The organism is Pseudoalteromonas sp. G4 (assembly GCF_028875915.1).
GTDB lineage: Bacteria > Pseudomonadota > Gammaproteobacteria > Enterobacterales > Alteromonadaceae > Pseudoalteromonas.
The window spans coordinates 1-18,994 of the sequence record NZ_JAPEHW010000073.1 but is presented as its reverse complement, the minus strand read 5'-3'; the positions used below and the strand labels follow the sequence as shown (position 1 = coordinate 18,994).

The window sequence follows — 18,994 nt, the reverse complement described above, 5'->3', positions numbered from 1 at the left end:
CGATTGTACCTACGTTTACGTGCGGTTTCGAACGTTCAAACTTTTCTTTTGCCATTTTCTTAAATTCCTATAAAGAAATTAAAGTCCGATCCCACATGAATCGGACCGAACTAAAATTACTTAACAGCGCGAGCTGCAATAATTGCGTCTGCAACATTTGATGATGCTTCTGCGTACTTGAGGAATTCCATCGAGTACGAAGCACGACCTTGTGTAGCAGAACGAAGGTCTGTTGCATAACCGAACATCTCAGCAAGCGGCACTTGTGCGTTAACTTGCTTAAGACCACCTGGCGCTTCGTCCATGCCTTCGATCATACCGCGACGACGGTTTAAGTCGCCAACAACATCACCCATATTTTCTTCTGGAGTGATGACTTCAACCTTCATAACTGGTTCTAATAGAGCTGGGTTCGCTTCAAGCGCACCTTTCTTGAATGCCATAGAACCTGCGATCTTAAACGCCATTTCATTCGAGTCTACATCATGGAATGAACCATCATATAACGTCGCTTTAACGCCTAATACCGGGAAGCCAGCTAATACACCATTTTGCATTTGCTCAGCAACACCTTTTTCTACCGCAGGAATGTACTCTTTTGGAACAACGCCACCTACGATTTCGTTAACGAATTCGAAGTTTTCAGCGTCTTCTTCCGTAAAGTCCATTGGCTCAAGTTTCAGCCAAACGTGACCATATTGTCCACGCCCACCAGATTGACGCACAAACTTACCTTCAACTTCAACAGTTGAGCGGATAGCTTCACGATACGCAACCTGAGGTTTACCAACGTTACATTCAACGCTGAATTCACGTTTCATACGATCAACGATAATATCTAAGTGAAGTTCACCCATTCCTGAAATGATGGTCTGGCCTGATTCTTCATCTGTTTCGACACGGAAAGATGGATCTTCTGCCGCTAGTTTACCTAGTGCAATACCCATTTTTTCTTGGTCAGCTTTGGTGCGCGGTTCTACCGCAACTGAAATTACTGGCTCTGGAAATTCCATACGCTCAAGTGTAATGTGCGAATCAAGTGAACACAGTGTGTCACCTGTTGTCACATCTTTCAGACCAATTGCTGCCGCGATGTCGCCAGCGCGAACTTCTTTAATCTCTTGACGGTCATTTGAGTGCATTTGCACAATACGACCAAAACGCTCACGTTTAGCTTTAACTGGGTTGTATACTGTATCACCAGTGGCTACAACACCTGAGTAAACGCGGAAGAAAGTTAGCGTTCCAACAAATGGGTCGGTTGCAATTTTAAATGCAAGCGCCGCAAATGGTGCATTATCATCAGCAGGACGTTCTTCTTCTGTCTCGCCATCGTCTAAAACACCTTGGATTTGCTTAACTTCAGTTGGTGAAGGCATGAATGCAATCACAGCATCAAGTACTGCTTGTACACCTTTGTTCTTAAATGCAGAACCACAGGTCATCGGAACGATTTCGTTCGCAAGAGTACGTTGACGAATTGCCGCTTTGATTTCTTCTTCGCTTAATTCACCATCTTCTAGGTACTTTTCCATTAGCTCTTCAGTTGCTTCCGCAGCAGACTCAACTAAGTGAGCACGCCATTCTTCAGCAAGGTCTTGAAGGTCAGCAGGAATCTCTTCGTAAGTGAAGCTCATGCCCTGATCTTCTTCAGACCAGTTAATCGCTTTCATCTTGATAAGATCAACGACTCCTTTGAAGTCGTCTTCAGCACCGATAGCAAGTTGGATTGGTACAGGTACAGCGCCTAAACGGCTCTTAACCTGCTCAACTACCATCAAGAAGTCAGCACCTACGCGGTCCATCTTATTAACAAAGATCATGCGTGGTACTTCATATTTATTTGCTTGTCGCCACACCGTTTCCGTTTGTGGCTGGACACCAGATGAAGCACAAAGTACTACAACCGCACCATCGAGTACGCGCAAAGAACGCTCTACTTCGATAGTGAAGTCTACGTGTCCTGGGGTATCAATAATATTGATACGGTGGTCTTGGAACTGAGCGTCCATCCCTTTCCAGAAACACGTGGTTGCAGCAGAAGTGATCGTGATACCACGCTCTTGCTCCTGCTCCATCCAGTCCATAGTTGCGGCACCGTCGTGAACTTCACCGATCTTATGACTAAGACCGGTGTAGAAAAGAACACGTTCTGTAGTGGTGGTTTTACCCGCATCTACGTGGGCACAAATACCGATATTGCGATAACGCTCAATTGGAGTTGTACGTGCCATAATATCCTCTTAAAACTTAAGAGCTTACTACCAACGGTAGTGAGCGAATGCCTTGTTCGCTTCAGCCATACGGTGAACGTCTTCACGTTTCTTAACCGCAGTGCCTTTGTTTTCAGCAGCATCAATCATTTCTTGTGCAAGACGTAAGCCCATTGATTTTTCACCACGCTTACGAGCTGCTTCAACTAACCAACGCATACCTAATGCGTTACGACGAACTGGGCGTACTTCTACTGGTACTTGGTATGTTGAACCACCAACACGGCGAGATTTAACCTCTACCTGTGGGCGAACATTTTCAAGTGCCGATTCGAAGATTTCTAGGTGCGACTTGCCTGATTTCTCAGCAGCCACGTCTAGCGCACCATATACGATTTTTTCAGCAGTTGACTTCTTACCGTCTAACATTACTACGTTAACGAATTTAGCAAGAAGCTCTGATCCGAACTTCGGATCTGGAAGAATTTTACGTTGACCTATTACGCGTCTTCTAGGCATTTTAATCTCTCCGATTTCTTCAGGTCCGCTTTACTTCAGCGAATCCCCAAAACAATATTAATTACAAATTTAAGTGCTTGGCCTTACTAACGGAGAACCATTAGCCCTTAGGGCGCTTAGCACCGTACTTAGAACGACCTTGACGACGGTCGTTAACGCCTGCACAGTCAAGTGCACCGCGAACAGTGTGGAAACGTACACCTGGTAAGTCTTTAACACGACCACCACGGATAAGAATTACACTGTGCTCTTGAAGGTTGTGACCTTCACCACCGATGTATGAAGTTACTTCGAAACCGTTCGTTAAACGAACACGCGCTACTTTACGTAGAGCTGAGTTTGGTTTCTTAGGTGTTGTTGTATATACACGAGTACATACGCCACGCTTTTGAGGACAAGCCTTAAGCGCAGCTGAGTTATTTGATTTAACCTTGCTGCGACGTGGCTTACGCACTAGCTGGTTGATAGTTGCCATTAAATAGCTCCTAATAATTAAACTAAACTACTGAAAAAAATCCGCCCTTTTACTCCACTGAGCAAAAGGGTGGCGGAATTTTAATGAGCAAAGTTTAACCTGTCAACATAAACCGCACATATAGCCCAAAATTTAGGCTATACATGCAGATTGACGATAAAGGTTATTCTTGCTCGCCTTCGATGCCAGCATTAAGCGCATCAGTTAGTGCTTGTGATGCTTCATCAACACTTACTGTTTGCTCTTCAACACTTTCACCTTGTTTGCGACGATTGATACGGTCTTGGTGGTAGGCAAAACCAGTACCCGCCGGAATCAAGCGACCTACAATTACGTTTTCTTTCAGACCACGTAATTCATCGCTCTTACCATTTACAGCTGCATCAGTAAGAACACGAGTTGTCTCCTGGAATGATGCTGCAGAAATGAATGATTCTGTCGCAAGTGATGCTTTAGTAATACCCATTAGCTGAATTTCATATTTAGCTGGGATCTTGCCTTGCTCTTCAAGCTCACGGTTTGCGATATTTACGCGCGCCACTTCAACTTGTTCACCTGCTAGGAATTCTGTATCACCACCGTCTAGGATGATGCACTTACGGATCATCTGACGAATGATAGTTTCGATGTGCTTATCGTTAATTTTTACACCCTGTAAACGGTATACTTCTTGTACTTCGTTTACGATGTAGTTAGCAACATCAGTTACACCACGAAGTCGAAGGATATCGTGCGGAGACTCTGGACCGTCGGCGATAACTTCACCTTTCGATACAGATTCACCTTCGAACACGTTAAGCTGACGCCATTTCGGAATCATCTCTTCGTACGCATCACCTTGCTCTGGTGTAATAACTAAGCGTTTCTTACCTTTAGTTTCTTTACCGAAACTAACAGTACCTGTGATTTCTGCAAGAATTGCTGGATCTTTCGGCTTACGCGCTTCAAATAAGTCAGCAACTCGAGGTAGACCACCGGTGATATCACGAGTCTTCGAACCTTCTTGCGGGATACGTGCTAATACTGCACCAGCGGCAACCGTTGAACCATCAGTCACTTCAATAGTAGTGAATGAAGGAATACGGATTTCTTGAAGACCGCGCTCATCATTTTCGATGATTAACTTAGGCTCTTTCGCGTTAACTTTCGCTAGGTCTTTAACAACCATACGCGTAAGACCTGTTAGTTCGTCTGTTTGCGACTCTACATTTGAGTCATCAATGTCGCTGAACTGAACTTTTGATTCGTGTTCAACAATGATTGGATGACTATGCGGATCCCATGTCGCAACAATATCGTTACCAGCAACTTCAGCACCATCTTGAACTGAAAGAACCGCACCGTAAGGTACTTTATAACGCTCTTTCTCACGACCGTGCTCGTCGATAACTGTGATTTCAGTTGAACGAGATGTGATTACAATCTTACCATCTGAGTTAAGAACGTATTTTGCGTTGTGTAGCTTCAAGCTACCGTTGTTCTTAACTTGTACGCTGTTCTCTGCAGACGCTCGAGATGCCGCACCACCGATGTGGAACGTACGCATCGTAAGCTGTGTACCCGGCTCACCGATTGATTGAGCTGCGATAACACCTACTGATTCACCTGGGTTAATTAGGTGACCACGTGCAAGGTCACGACCGTAACAGTTAGCACATACACCAAAGTCGTTATCACATGTGATAACTGAACGTACGCGTACTTCGTCCACTGAGTTCTCTTCTAAAAGGTCACACAGTTTTTCGTCAAGCATTACGTTACGCTCAACAAGTACTTCTTCAGTACCTGGCTTTAATACGTCTTCAGCAACTACACGACCTAATACACGCTCGCGTAGCGGCTCAACAACGTCACCACCTTCAATTAGCGGCTTCATTGTTAGACCATCTTCAGTACCACAATCTGACTCGTTGATTACTAAGTCTTGTGCAACGTCTACTAGACGACGTGTTAGGTAACCCGAGTTCGCTGTCTTAAGTGCTGTATCGGCAAGACCTTTACGCGCACCGTGCGTCGAGATGAAGTACTGTAGTACGTTTAGACCTTCACGGAAGTTCGCCGTGATTGGTGTTTCGATGATTGAACCATCTGGACGTGCCATTAGACCACGCATACCCGCTAACTGACGGATCTGAGCGGCGCTACCACGTGCACCTGAGTCAGCCATCATAAATACTGAGTTGAATGAGTCTTGCTCTTCCTCAACACCTTCCGCGTTGATTACAGTATCTTTTGATAAGTTTGCCATCATTTCACGTGATAAGTTTTCATTTACACGTGACCAGATATCGATAACTTTGTTGTACTTTTCACCCGCAGTTACAAGACCAGACTGGAACTGTTGGTTAATTTCGTTAACTTCTGCTTCAGCAGCGTCGATGATTTCAGCTTTAACTGGTGGGATTTCCATATCGTTAATACCGATAGAAACACCCGACTTCATCGCGTAGTGGAAACCTGTGTACATTACTTGGTCAGCAAACACTACTGTGTCTTTTAGACCTAGACGACGGTAACACTCGTTAAGAAGACCTGAAATCTGCTTCTTACCCATTGCCTTGTTAACAAGTTCGAATGGTAAGCCTTCAGGCATAATTAGTGAGAAAATCGCACGACCCACTGTTGTTTCAACTAGGTGTGTAATTTCGCTCTTGTCGCCTTCTTCGCTGATAACCGTTTCAGTTAAACGAACTTTAACGCGTGCGTGTAAGTCAGCAACACCCGTACGGTATGCTTTCTCAGCTTCTTTCGCGTCTTTAAATACTAAACCTTCACCGTTCGCATTAATGCGATCGCGCGTCATGTAGTAAAGACCTAATACAACGTCCTGTGAAGGTACGATGATTGGCTCACCGTTCGCTGGTGAAAGAATGTTGTTGGTTGACATCATTAGTGCACGTGCTTCTAGCTGTGCTTCTAATGTTAACGGTACGTGTACCGCCATTTGGTCACCATCGAAGTCAGCGTTATATGCCGCACACACTAATGGGTGTAGGTGAATCGCTTTACCTTCGATTAAAACTGGTTCAAACGCCTGGATACCAAGACGGTGAAGTGTTGGTGCACGGTTAAGTAGAACCGGGTGCTCACGAATTACTTCATCAAGGATATCCCAAACTTCCGGTACTTCACGCTCTACCATCTTCTTCGCAGCTTTGATAGTAGTCGCCATACCACGGCGTTCTAATTTACCGTAGATAAATGGCTTGAATAGCTCTAGTGCCATTTTCTTAGGAAGACCACACTGGTGTAGTTTCAGTGTAGGACCTACAGTGATTACAGAACGGCCTGAGTAGTCAACACGCTTACCAAGAAGGTTTTGACGGAAACGACCTTGCTTACCTTTGATCATGTCTGCAAGCGACTTAAGTGGACGCTTATTAGAACCTGTGATCGCACGACCGCGACGACCGTTATCAAGTAGTGCATCTACCGCTTCTTGTAACATACGCTTTTCGTTGCGTACGATAATGTCTGGTGCAGCTAAGTCTAAAAGACGCTTCAGACGGTTGTTACGGTTGATTACACGACGGTATAAATCGTTCAGATCAGATGTTGCAAAGCGACCGCCATCTAGTGGTACTAGTGGACGTAGATCTGGTGGAAGAACTGGTAATACAGTCATGATCATCCACTCAGGGTTGTTACCTGATTGGTGGAATGATTCCATCAGCTTAAGACGCTTAGTGATCTTCTTACGCTTTGTTTCAGAGTTAATTGTTGGTAACTCTTCGCGCATTTCTGCAATTAGCTGACCAAGGTCTAGGTCACGAAGTAGATCAAGTACAGCTTCTGCACCCATCTTAGCTTCGAACTCGTCACCGTGCTCTTCTAATGCATCTAGGTATTCTTCTTCACCTAATAGCTGACCACGCTCAAGCGTTGTCATACCTGGCTCTGTTACTACGAATGATTCGAAGTAAAGTACGCGCTCGATATCACGTAATGTCATGTCTAACATTAAGCCGATACGAGACGGTAATGATTTAAGGAACCAAATGTGCGCTACAGGGCTAGCTAGCTCGATATGACCCATACGGTCACGACGAACCTTAGTTAATGTAACTTCTACGCCACACTTTTCACAAATAACACCACGGTGCTTTAAGCGCTTATATTTACCACATAAACACTCATAGTCTTTTACTGGGCCGAAAATACGAGCACAGAATAAGCCGTCGCGCTCAGGCTTGAAAGTACGGTAGTTGATTGTCTCAGGTTTCTTTACCTCACCAAATGACCATGAACGTACCATATCTGGCGAAGCTAGACCGATGCGGATCGCATCAAACTCTTCGGTCTTGTTTTGTTGCTTCAGAAACTTAAGTAAGTCTTTCACCTTAGCTCTCCTAAAGGAGGTTAATCTTGGGGGCGGTCCTTGTTGCCACCCCAGCTATTCGTTCGCGAAAGGCGCTTAACTCCTTATTGAGCAGCGCCGAATCGGCTTATTCTTCTTCCAGCTCGATGTTGATACCTAGTGAGCGGATCTCTTTCAACAATACGTTGAACGATTCTGGCATACCAGGTTCCATCTTGTGGTTTCCGTCTACGATGTTCTTATACATCTTAGTACGGCCGTTAACGTCATCCGACTTAACAGTAAGCATTTCTTGAAGCGTGTAAGCAGCACCGTATGCTTCTAGTGCCCATACTTCCATCTCACCGAAACGCTGACCACCGAACTGAGCTTTACCACCAAGTGGCTGCTGAGTTACTAGACTGTAAGAACCAGTCGAACGAGCGTGCATCTTGTCATCTACTAAGTGGTTTAGTTTCAGCATGTACATGTAACCTACTGTTACTTTACGCTCAAACTCATCACCAGTACGACCGTCATAAAGTGTTACCTGACCACTTGAAGGGTATCCACCTAATTCAAGTAATTCTTTGATTTCACTTTCTTTTGCACCGTCAAACGCTGGAGTTGCGATTGGTAAACCGCCTTTTAGGTTTTCAGCTAAGCGACGGATTTCATCATCAGAGAAGCTTGCAATATCAACCTTCTGACGACAATCACCTAATGCGTAAGCTTTAGCGATGAATTCTCGTAATTCGTGAAGTTCACGCTGTTCTTTCATCATGTCTTCTAGGCGTTCACCGATACCACGTGCAGCAAGACCCATGTGTGTCTCTAAGATCTGACCGATGTTCATACGTGATGGTACACCTAGTGGGTTTAGAACGATATCTACGGTACGACCACGGTCATCGTAAGGCATATCTTCTACTGGTACGATTGTCGAGATAACACCCTTGTTACCGTGACGACCAGCCATCTTATCACCCGGTTGAATACGACGCTTAACAGCTAGGTAAACTTTAACAATCTTAAGAACACCTGGTGCTAAATCATCACCTTGAGTGATCTTACGACGCTTAGTTTCAAAGCGCTTATCGTAATCAGCTTTTAATTCGTCATACTGTTCAGCTAGTTGCTCTAACTCACCTTGTTGTGCTTCATCAGCTAGGCTTTGTGTTAGTAGCTTGTCTGCAGCAAGACCTGCAAGTGATGCTTCGTCTGCACCAGCAGCTACAAGTAGCTTACGTGCACGACTTAAGATACCTTCTTCAAGGATCTTGAACTCTTCGTTGAAGTCTTTCTTCGCTTCACGAACTTGCATCTCTTCGATTTCAAGTGCGCGTTTGTCTTTTTCAACACCATCGCGAGTAAATACTTGAACGTCGATTACTGTACCTGAAACTGAGTTTGGTACTCGTAGTGAGCTGTCTTTAACGTCAGACGCTTTTTCACCGAAGATAGCACGTAGTAGCTTTTCTTCAGGAGTTAGCTGCGTTTCACCTTTAGGCGTTACTTTACCTACTAAGATGTCACCGCCTTTAACTTCAGCACCGATGTAAACAACACCTGATTCATCAAGTTTGCCAAGTGCAGATTCACCTACGTTAGGGATATCAGCAGTAATTTCTTCTGGACCTAACTTGGTATCACGCGCGATACACTGAAGTTCTTGAATGTGGATCGTGGTTAGACGATCTTCTTGAACTACGCGCTCTGATAGTAAGATTGAATCCTCGAAGTTATAACCATTCCATGGCATGAATGCCACGCGAAGGTTTTGACCTAGTGCTAAGTCACCTAAGTCTGTCGAAGGACCATCTGCAAGTACGTCACCACGAACAACCGGCTCACCAACCATACACGTTGGTTTTTGATTGATACATGTGTTCTGGTTAGAACGTGTGTACTTAGTTAGGTTATAAATGTCGATACCCGCTTCACCTGGAACGCGCTCATCTTCATTTACGTTTACAACGATACGGCTCGCATCAGCGTAATCAACTACACCGCCACGCTTAGCAACGATTGTTACACCTGAGTCTTTCGCAAGTGTACGCTCGATACCTGTACCTACTAACGGCTTATCAGCACGTAATGTTGGTACTGCTTGACGTTGCATGTTCGATCCCATTAGTGCACGGTTCGCATCATCGTGTTCTAGGAATGGGATAAGTGCTGCTGCAACTGAGATAACCTGCTGTGGCGATACATCCATATACTGAATGCTGTCGTTTGGCATAAAGGTTGATTCACCTTTGTGACGACAAGGAATTTGCTCATCAACAAAACGGTTTTCTTCAGTTAAGTTTGCGTTTGCCTGTGCAATTACAAACTGACCTTCTTCGATTGCAGATAGGTAATCAACTTCGTCAGTTACAACACCGTCAATTACTTTACGGTATGGTGTTTCTAAGAAACCATAGTCGTTAGTACGCGCGTATGTAGAAAGAGAGTTGATTAGACCGATGTTTGGACCTTCCGGTGTTTCGATAGGACAAACTCGACCATAGTGAGTTACGTGAACGTCACGTACTTCGAAGCCTGCACGCTCACGTGTAAGACCACCTGGACCTAACGCAGAAATACGACGCTTGTGCGTTACTTCTGAAAGCGGGTTGTTTTGGTCCATAAACTGAGATAATTGCGATGAACCGAAGAATTCTTTAACCGCTGCAGAAATAGGCTTAGCATTGATTAGATCTTGCGGCATTACAGCATCAAGGTCACCAAGGCTTAAACGCTCGCGTACTGCACGCTCAACACGTACTAAACCAACACGGAATTGGTTTTCAGCCATTTCACCAACTGAACGGATACGACGGTTACCTAAGTGATCGATATCATCAACTTCACCTTTACCGTTACGAATGTCGATAAGAACCTTCATAACTGCAACGATATCTTCTTTACTTAGTGTACCTGCACCATAGCCTTCTTCGTGGCCAACACGGCTATTGAACTTCATACGACCAACTTGAGAAAGGTCGTAACGCTCTTCTGAGAAGAATAAGTTGTCGAATAACGCTTCTGCAGCATCACGCGTTGGTGGCTCACCTGGGCGCATCATGCGGTAAATTTCAACAAGCGCTTCTAAACGATCGTTTGTAGGGTCAACACGTACTGTTTCTGACATGTACGCACCGCTATCAACTTCGTTGATATACAGTGTATCAATTTTGTTAAAGCCAGCTTTAACAAGCTCTGCCATTAACTCAAGTGAAAGCTCAGCATTCGCTTCTGCAATAATTTCACCTGTTTCTTCGTTAATGTAGTTTTTCGCGATTACACGATCAATGATGTACTCGTGAGGAACTTCTAGCTGAGTAACGTTGTTCTTTTCTAGTTGTTTGATGTGACGCGCCGTAATACGACGGCCTGATTCAACAATCACATCACCAGAAGGATCTTTAATATCAAAGATCGCAGTTTCACCGCGTAAGCGTGATGGAACAAGTTCCATTAATACTTTACCGTCTGCTACTTCGAATGTCGTAGTTTCGAAGAACATTGCTAGAATTTCTTCTGTAGAGAATTCTAACGCACGTAAAATAATTGATGCTGGTAACTTACGACGACGGTCGATACGAACGAAAAGGTTATCTTTTGGATCGAATTCGAAGTCTAACCATGAACCACGGTAAGGAATAACACGTGCATTATATAAAACTTTACCCGAAGAGTGTGTTTTACCACGGTCATTATCAAAGAATACACCTGGTGAACGATGTAGCTGAGAAACGATTACACGCTCAGTACCATTGATCACAAAAGTACCAGTATCGGTCATGAGCGGGATTTCGCCCATATATACTTCTTGTTCTTTAATGTCTTTTACTGTGCCTGGTGCTTCCTTGTCCATTAACACTAAGCGAAGCTTAACGCGTAATGGTGCAGAATAAGTCACACCGCGGATTTGACACTCTTTAACATCAAATACTGGCTCACCAATACGATAACTTACGTATTGTAGCTCAGAATTTCCCGAGTAACTTTTGATCGGGAAAACAGAACGGAATGCTGCTTCAAGGCCGTGATTGCCTTCTGCGTCCGGACTTAAGAATTTTTTAAAGGATTCTAACTGCGTAGACAGTAGAAACGGCACATCCAACACTTGTGGACGTTTACCAAAATCCTTACGGATACGTTTCTTTTCAGAATAAGAGTAAGCCATGGGGTTCCTCAGCTTGCTGACTTTTGACCCAACTGCTCATAATAATGAACAGACTAACTTGGCACTGTGGCCAATACTGCAACACCAATTTTTTAATTAGCTAAAAACATTAAAAATCAGTTGGTTGCAAAACTAATAATTAAACAACTTAGCTAATTATTGTGCGATTGCAAAGCCGGAGCTCTACAGCGCAAAAAGGCCGGTGAATAAAAATTCACCAGCCCTTGCCTGATTTTTGGTCAGGCAGCTAATCTAGCATAAGCTAGATTACTTGATCTCAACTTCAGCACCAGCTTCTTCAAGATCTTTCTTAAGTGCTTCAGCTTCTTCCTTAGATACACCTTCTTTGATTGGTGCAGGAGCAGACTCAACAAGCGCCTTAGCTTCTTTAAGGCCAAGACCAGTTGCGCCACGTACAGCTTTGATTGCAGCAACTTTGTTACCGCCAGCAGCAGCTAAGATTACGTCGAACTCAGTCTTTTCTTCAGCAGCTTCAGCAGGACCAGCAGCAACAACAGCAGCAGCTGCAGTTACGCCGAACTTCTCTTCCATAGCTTCAACTAGTTCAACAACTTCCATTACTGACATTTCAGCAATAGCGTCAAGGATTTGGTCTTTAGATACAGACATTTCAAATTTCCTAATAATTACGAACCATTAAGGGTTCAAAAAATACTTTACACCGAAAAAGAACAAAAAACAGCTTAAAATTAAGCAGCTTGCTCAGCTTTCTGTACACGTACTGCTTCAATTGTTTTACACAATTTACCAGCAGACGCTTCTTTCATAGCGCTCATTAAGCGTGCAACTGCTTCGTCGTATGTAGGTAATGTAGCAAGCATGTCTGCATTTACGATATTACCTTCAAAAGCCGCCGTTTTAACTTCAAAGTTTTCATTCTTCTTCGCGAAATCTTTAAAGATACGCGCTGCAGCACCTGGGTGCTCAGAAGAGAAAGCAATTAAGCTAGGGCCAACTAGTGACTCATTTAGACACTCATAATCAGTACCTTCAACAGCACGTTTAGCTAAAGTGTTACGAACAACTTTCATCCAAACGCCTGCTTCACGAGCTTCTTTACGAAGGGCAGTGATAGCATCTACAGTTACACCACGAGAATCTGCAATAACTGCAGAAAGAGCACCTTTGGCAGCTTCGTTAACTTCAGCAACAATTGCTTTTTTGTCTTGAAGATTTAACGCCATGGGTGTTACTCCTGGTTCTATGGGGACAAGCCCCTGTTTACTCATCTTCTAATCAAAATTAAGATTAGAAGTGCTTTTTACGGCGAGAGCCAGAAGATTAGGAAAAATCTTGCTGGGGATTCACACCGTCTACGTAGGAAATTAAGCTTACCAAGTGGCTTGCACCTACGGTCTTGGACGAAAGCCTAATTTATCGCTTTTACTTGAAAACAAGTGCGAAATTATAGACTCCAACCCGAATTTGGTTTTTTGTTAAGCTATTAACTCAACAAAATGGCGCAAAATTATAGTCTAATTTTTGCGCCATGTAAACGCTATTCTCTAAATTATACTACTTGAGTATTAAGAGAAGCTTGGTCTACAGCAACACCAGCACCCATAGTAGTAGAGATGCTTACTTTCTTAAGGAAAGTACCTTTCGCTTGTGAAGGCTTAGCCTTCTTAAGAGCGATGATTAACGCTTCAAGGTTTTCTTGAAGTTGGTTTGCATCAAAATCTACTTTACCGATAGTAGTGTGGATAATACCGTTCTTGTCGTTGCGGTAACGAACCTGACCAGCTTTAGCGTTTTTAACTGCTTCTGCAACGTTAGGAGTTACAGTACCAGTTTTAGGGTTAGGCATAAGACCACGTGGACCTAGGATTTGACCTAGTTGACCAACAACGCGCATTGCATCTGGAGAAGCAACAACAACGTCAAAGTTCATTTCGCCTTTCTTAACCTGCTCAGCAAGGTCGTCCATACCAACTAAATCAGCACCAGCTTCTTTAGCAGCATCAGCATTTGCACCTTGAGTGAAAACAGCAACGCGTACTTCACGACCAGTACCGTGTGGTAGTACAGTTGCACCACGTACGTTTTGGTCTGATTTACGAGCGTCGATGCCAAGGTTTACAGCAACGTCAACACTTTCAGTGAATTTAGCAGTAGCTAGTTCTTTAAGAAGAGCAACAGCTTCGTTGATTTCGTACTCTTTAGTTACGTCAACTTTTTCGCGGATTACGCGCATACGCTTAGTTAATTTAGCCATTCTCAATTACCCTTCTACATTCAAGCCCATTGCACGTGCAGAACCTGCAATCGTGCGTACAGCTGCATCCATATCAGCAGCAGTAAGGTCAGGACGTTTAGTCTCAACGATCTCTTCAAGTTGTGCACGTGTTACAGTACCAACTTTCTCAGTGTTAGGACGGCCAGAACCAGACTTGATACCTGCAGCCTTCTTAAGAAGGTAAGAAGCAGGTGGAGTTTTCATATCAAAAGTGAATGAACGGTCGTTGTAAACAGAAATGATTACAGGAACCGGTGCACCTTTCTCGATAGACTCTGTACGTGCGTTGAACGCTTTACAGAATTCCATGATGTTTACACCGTGTTGACCTAGTGCAGGACCTACTGGAGGACTAGGGTTAGCCATACCAGCAGCAACTTGTAGCTTGATTAGAGCTTCAACTTTCTTTGCCATTTTAATAACCTCATTAGTGGGTCTTAGCCTTGTGCGTGCGAGGACACGTACTCAAGCGGCTTCCCAAATTAAAAAATTCTTTGCTTTTGTTATCACCAGATAACAAAAGGCCGCTGATTATAGATTAACCAGCGGCCTTTTTCAATATGATCTTTGAAGAATTATTTGTCGGCTTCTACCTGACCAAATTCTAATTCTACTGGAGTAGAACGACCAAAGATAAGAACCGATACTTTTACACGGCTACGATCGTAATCTACTTCTTCAACAACGCCGTTGAAGTCTGCAAATGGACCGTCAGTAACACGTACCACTTCACCTGGCTCAAATAATGTTGCTGGCTTAGGTGCATCTGCGTTTTCTTGTAAACGATTCAGAATACGATCAGCTTCTTTTTTGCTGATTGGCGCAGGGCGATCTGATGTACCACCAATAAAGCCCATTACACGAGGTGTGCTGTTAACTAAATGCCAACTTGCATCATTCATGTCCATTTCAACCAGTACATAGCCTGGGAAAAATTTACGCTCTGAACGACGTTTTTGGCCTGATTTCATTTCAACTACTTCTTCAGTAGGAACTAAAACTTCACCAAAACTGTCTTCAAGACCTTGGATTTTAATATGCTCAATAATTGTTTGAGCAACACGTTTCTCAAAACCAGAAAATGCTTGTACTACGTACCAGCGTAGTTTCTTTTCTTTGTTCTCATCCGCCATGGGATCAGATCTCCAATCCAGTTAAAAAGCCAACAATTCTAAATAATGCGCCGTCTAAACCCCAAAGGATTAGCGCTGTGATTACTGTAGCAATCATCACGATAAAAGTAGTTTGAACCGTTTCTTGGCGTGTTGGCCACACCACTTTACGCACTTCTAACTTCGCTTCTTTAGCAAAAGCGATAAATTCTTGACCTTTACTCGTTAACGCTGCAACACCAAGGCCTGCAGCAATTGCAACCACTACACCAATTGCACGCAATAGTACAGATTGGTCTTCAAACATATAATTGCCAACAACTGCGCCTGCTAGCAGTGCAATTGAAACAATCCATTTTAATGCATCCATTGAGCTTGATGGAGCTTCTACATTCGCGCTCATAATTAATTTACCTTAATACCAGACACAACAACCCCGTCACTAAGACAGGGTTAATCCATAAAATCCAAACTTTATAATTTACTTAGCAATCAAAAAAACAAATTATCAGGTTTAGACTTCGAATTAAAGTGGCAGGGGCGACAGGACTCGAACCCGTAACCGTCGGTTTTGGAGACCGCTGTTCTACCAATTGGAACTACGCCCCTGCAAAGTGGAAGCCCATTATACTGACCAAATCTTTTAAAACAAGGGTAAAAGATGCTCACTGCTCAATTATCTTAAGTTTGCAGTATTTCAGTTTTAGGTTTTTAAAATTTAGCCAATAAAAAACCCAGCAAAAGCTGGGTTTTTAGAACTTAGAAAAGTTTAATTACTTATTCTTTTCTTTTTGTTCAGCAATTACTGTCTCAGCAACGTTTGCTGGACATGCAGAGTAGTGTGAGAACTCCATTGAGAACTGACCACGACCTGAAGTAATTGTACGAAGGTGACCAATGTAACCGAACATTTCTGAAAGCGGTACGTCACCCTTGATGCGAACGCCCATTGCGCCAGCTTCTTGGTCTTTGATCATACCACGACGACGGTTAAGGTCACCAATTACGTCACCTACGTTGTCTTCTGGTGTGAACACGTCAACTTTCATGATTGGCTCAAGAAGTTGAGGACCAGCTTTTGGAATTGACTGACGGAATGCACCTTTCGCTGCGATTTCGAACGCGATTGCTGATGAGTCAACTGCGTGGAAAGCACCGTCGAATAGCTCAACTTCAACGTCTAGTACTGGGAAGCCTGCAAGAACACCTTCTTCCATCATAGATGCGAAGCCTTTCTCAACTGCTGGCCAGAATTCCTTAGGAACGTTACCACCAACTACTGAAGATGAGAAAGTGAAGCCTGAGTTTTGCTCGCCTGGCTTGATGCGGTAATCGATCTTACCGAACTGACCAGAACCACCAGATTGCTTCTTGTGCGTGTAGCTGTCTTCGATTTCTTGCGTGATAGTTTCACGGTAAGCAACCTGAGGCTGACCAACAATTAGGTCTACACCGTAAGTACGCTTAAGGATATCAACCTTGATGTCTAGGTGTAATTCACCCATACCTTTAAGGATTGTTTCACCTGAATCTTCGTCAGTTTCAACCTGGAATGACGGATCTTCTGCAACCATCTTACCGATAGCGATACCCATCTTCTCGTTACCACCTTTATCTTTAGGTGCAACAGCGATTGAGATTACTGGATCAGGGAAGATCATCGCTTCAAGAGTACATTCGTGCTTAGGATCACATAGAGTGTGACCTGTTTGAACGTTCTTCATACCTACAACTGCAATGATATCACCCGCTTGTGCTTCAGTGATTTCGTTACGGTCGTCAGCTTGCATCTCAACCATACGGCCGATACGCTCTGTTTTACCCGTTGCTGAGTTAAGAACTGTATCACCTTTCTTCATGCGACCTGAGTAGATACGGATGAATGTAAGGGCACCGAAACGGTCGTCCATGATTTTGAACGCTAGCGCTTTTAGTGGCTCATCAGCGTCAACAGTTGCAACTTCACCTGTTGGCTCACCAGTTTCTGGATCAGTTAATGGCTGAGGATCAACTTCAGTCGGTGCTGGTAGGTAATCAACAACAGCGTCAAGAACTAATTGAACACCCTTGTTTTTGAATGCAGAACCACAGTAAGTTGGGAAGAACGCTAGATCACGTGTACCTTTACGGATACATGCTTTAATTTGTTCCATTGAAGGGATTTCACCTTCCATGTACGCTTCCATTAGGTCATCGTCTTGCTCAACAGCAGTTTCGATTAGCATCTCATGGTATTCTTCAACTTTGTCAACCATGTCTGCAGGAACGTCTTGTACTTCATAGTTTTCAGGAAGACCTGAGTCATCCCAAACGTATGCTTTTTTCTCTAGTACGTCTACAACACCAACGAAATCATCTTCGATACCGATTGGTAATGTCATAACTAGTGGGTTTGCACCAAGAACATTTGTTACTTGGTCTACTACGCGGTAGAAGTCAGCACCCATACGGTCTAGTTTGTTTACGAAGATACAACGAGCAACTTCGGACTCGTTCGCATAACGCCAGTTAGTTTCTGATTGCGGCTCAACACCACCAGAACCACAGAATACACCGATACCACCATCAAGAACTTTAAGTGAACGATATACTTCAACTGTGAAGTCAACGTGTCCAGGAGTATCGATTACGTTTAAACGGTGACCTTTCCACTCACACGTTACAGCTGCTGACTGGATTGTAATACCACGCTCAGCTTCCTGTTCCATGAAGTCAGTTGTAGATTCACCATCGTGAACTTCACCAGTTTTGTGGATTTTACCAGTAAGCTTAAGGATACGTTCTGTTGTAGTCGTTTTACCCGCATCTACGTGGGCAAAAATACCGATATTTCTGTACTTAGATAAATCAGCCATTTCTTTACTCTAATTAATTAAAATTTTTCGCGCGGAGTATAACACTAGTTGATGACAACATCATCTGTTAGTGACGTATTTACAGCAATAAAATGTACAAAAATTAGCTTATTTTTGATTAAGCCCAATACATTTGATTGCTTACAGCTTGAACAATTGTAGTTCAAACTATGTACAAAGCCGCAACGAATGTTAAAAATGAAAAAAACCCGCGTAACTATTTACGCGGGTTTTTCAATGCTTATGCATTAACTATCAAGAATTAGTCTTCGATAGTTGCAACAACACCAGCACCTACTGTACGGCCACCTTCACGGATCGCGAAACGTAGACCTTCGTCCATCGCGATTGGAACGATTAGCTCAACAGTCATCTTGATGTTGTCACCTGGCATTACCATTTCTACGCCATCTGGTAATTGGATATCACCAGTTACGTCAGTTGTACGGAAGTAGAACTGTGGACGGTAGCCTTTGAAGAATGGCGTGTGACGACCACCTTCATCTTTAGATAGTACGTATACTTCTGAAGTAAACTTCGTGTGAGGAGTGATTGAACCAGGCTTACATAGAACCTGACCACGCTCAACTTCGTCACGCTTAGTACCACGTAGAAGTGCACCAATGTTCTCACCCGCACGACCTTCGTCTAGAAGCTTACGGAACATTTCAACACCTGTACAAGTAGTAGTTGTAGTTTCTTTAATACCTACGATTTCTACTTCGTCATTCACGTTGATGATACCGCGCTCAACACGACCTGTTACTACTGTACCACGGCCTTGGATTGAGAATACGTCTTCGATAGGCATTAGGAATGGCTTATCGATGTCACGCTCTGGCTCTGGGATGTATGAATCTAGTGCTTCTGCAAGCTCAACGATCTTGTCTTCCCACTCTTTCTCACCTTCTAACGCTTTAAGCGCTGAACCTTGGATTAAAGGTAGGTCGTCACCTGGGAAATCGTACTCAGAAAGAAGTTCACGAACTTCCATCTCTACTAATTCTAGTAGTTCTTCGTCGTCAACCATGTCACATTTGTTCATGAATACAACGATGTAAGGTACACCAACCTGACGTGAAAGTAGGATGT

13 protein-coding genes and 1 tRNA gene are annotated in these 18,994 nt (G+C 43.7%); all 14 read right to left on the bottom strand.

Features of this window, described 5'->3' with window-relative positions:
* Window positions 1-116: 116 nt before the first annotated feature.
* Window positions 117-2,234 (bottom strand): elongation factor G, encoded by a 2,118-nt coding sequence (gene fusA / locus ON073_RS16680; protein WP_274763016.1) that lies wholly within the window; start codon window positions 2,232-2,234, stop codon window positions 117-119.
* A gap of 27 nt (window positions 2,235-2,261) precedes the next feature.
* Window positions 2,262-2,732, bottom strand: coding sequence for a 30S ribosomal protein S7 (rpsG, locus tag ON073_RS16675; protein WP_010562301.1), 471 nt, complete (start codon window positions 2,730-2,732; stop codon window positions 2,262-2,264).
* 100 nt (window positions 2,733-2,832) lie between these two features.
* The gene (gene rpsL / locus ON073_RS16670) at window positions 2,833-3,207 is read right to left on the bottom strand and encodes a 30S ribosomal protein S12 (RefSeq protein ID WP_010562300.1); all 375 of its coding nucleotides are present in this window, start codon (window positions 3,205-3,207) and stop codon (window positions 2,833-2,835) included.
* A gap of 163 nt (window positions 3,208-3,370) precedes the next feature.
* On the bottom strand, window positions 3,371-7,546 hold the full coding sequence (gene rpoC, locus ON073_RS16665) for a DNA-directed RNA polymerase subunit beta' (protein ID WP_274763015.1): 4,176 nt from the start codon (window positions 7,544-7,546) through the stop codon (window positions 3,371-3,373).
* 106 nt (window positions 7,547-7,652) lie between these two features.
* Window positions 7,653-11,678 carry a DNA-directed RNA polymerase subunit beta gene (gene rpoB, locus ON073_RS16660; RefSeq protein ID WP_274763014.1) on the bottom strand — a complete coding sequence of 1,342 codons (4,026 nt, stop codon included), beginning with the start codon at window positions 11,676-11,678 and terminating at the stop codon, window positions 7,653-7,655.
* A 267-nt stretch (window positions 11,679-11,945) separates the two neighbouring features.
* Window positions 11,946-12,308 (bottom strand): 50S ribosomal protein L7/L12, encoded by a 363-nt coding sequence (gene rplL / locus ON073_RS16655; RefSeq protein WP_010562297.1) that lies wholly within the window; start codon window positions 12,306-12,308, stop codon window positions 11,946-11,948.
* An 80-nt stretch (window positions 12,309-12,388) separates the two neighbouring features.
* On the bottom strand, window positions 12,389-12,883 hold the full coding sequence (gene rplJ, locus ON073_RS16650) for a 50S ribosomal protein L10 (protein ID WP_274763013.1): 495 nt from the start codon (window positions 12,881-12,883) through the stop codon (window positions 12,389-12,391).
* Window positions 12,884-13,209: 326 nt separating this feature from the next.
* The gene (rplA, locus tag ON073_RS16645; RefSeq protein WP_038638975.1) at window positions 13,210-13,914 is read right to left on the bottom strand and encodes a 50S ribosomal protein L1; all 705 of its coding nucleotides are present in this window, start codon (window positions 13,912-13,914) and stop codon (window positions 13,210-13,212) included.
* 6 nt (window positions 13,915-13,920) lie between these two features.
* Complete coding sequence (gene rplK / locus ON073_RS16640; protein ID WP_010387320.1) at window positions 13,921-14,349, bottom strand: 50S ribosomal protein L11; 429 nt, start codon at window positions 14,347-14,349, stop codon at window positions 13,921-13,923.
* A 161-nt stretch (window positions 14,350-14,510) separates the two neighbouring features.
* On the bottom strand, window positions 14,511-15,068 hold the full coding sequence (nusG, locus tag ON073_RS16635) for a transcription termination/antitermination protein NusG (protein ID WP_274763011.1): 558 nt from the start codon (window positions 15,066-15,068) through the stop codon (window positions 14,511-14,513).
* Window positions 15,069-15,072: 4 nt separating this feature from the next.
* Window positions 15,073-15,450, bottom strand: a complete 378-nt coding sequence (gene secE, locus ON073_RS16630) for a preprotein translocase subunit SecE (RefSeq protein ID WP_274763010.1) — start codon at window positions 15,448-15,450, stop codon at window positions 15,073-15,075.
* A gap of 129 nt (window positions 15,451-15,579) precedes the next feature.
* A tRNA-Trp gene (locus tag ON073_RS16625) sits at window positions 15,580-15,656 on the bottom strand.
* 164 nt (window positions 15,657-15,820) lie between these two features.
* A complete protein-coding gene (gene fusA, locus ON073_RS16620; RefSeq protein ID WP_274763009.1) occupies window positions 15,821-17,902 on the bottom strand; it encodes an elongation factor G in 2,082 nt (693 codons plus the stop codon).
* A gap of 262 nt (window positions 17,903-18,164) precedes the next feature.
* Window positions 18,165-18,994 (bottom strand): elongation factor Tu (locus ON073_RS16615; RefSeq protein ID WP_274763008.1); only part of this gene is annotated, 830 nt, incomplete at its 5' end.

Excerpts from the sequence above, each read along its gene's own strand:
- fusA (WP_274763016.1), bottom strand. The coding sequence starts at position 2,234 with ATGGCACGTACAACTCCAATTGAGCGTTATCGCAATATCGGTATTTGT.
- rpsG (WP_010562301.1), bottom strand. The coding sequence starts at position 2,732 with ATGCCTAGAAGACGCGTAATAGGTCAACGTAAAATTCTTCCAGATCCG.
- rpsL (WP_010562300.1), bottom strand. The coding sequence starts at position 3,207 with ATGGCAACTATCAACCAGCTAGTGCGTAAGCCACGTCGCAGCAAGGTT.
- rpoB (WP_274763014.1), bottom strand. The coding sequence starts at position 11,678 with ATGGCTTACTCTTATTCTGAAAAGAAACGTATCCGTAAGGATTTTGGT.
- rplL (WP_010562297.1), bottom strand. The coding sequence starts at position 12,308 with ATGTCTGTATCTAAAGACCAAATCCTTGACGCTATTGCTGAAATGTCA.
- rplJ (WP_274763013.1), bottom strand. The coding sequence starts at position 12,883 with ATGGCGTTAAATCTTCAAGACAAAAAAGCAATTGTTGCTGAAGTTAAC.
- rplA (WP_038638975.1), bottom strand. The coding sequence starts at position 13,914 with ATGGCTAAATTAACTAAGCGTATGCGCGTAATCCGCGAAAAAGTTGAC.
- rplK (WP_010387320.1), bottom strand. The coding sequence starts at position 14,349 with ATGGCAAAGAAAGTTGAAGCTCTAATCAAGCTACAAGTTGCTGCTGGT.
- nusG (WP_274763011.1), bottom strand. The coding sequence starts at position 15,068 with ATGGCGGATGAGAACAAAGAAAAGAAACTACGCTGGTACGTAGTACAA.
- secE (WP_274763010.1), bottom strand. The coding sequence starts at position 15,450 with ATGAGCGCGAATGTAGAAGCTCCATCAAGCTCAATGGATGCATTAAAA.
- fusA (WP_274763009.1), bottom strand. The coding sequence starts at position 17,902 with ATGGCTGATTTATCTAAGTACAGAAATATCGGTATTTTTGCCCACGTA.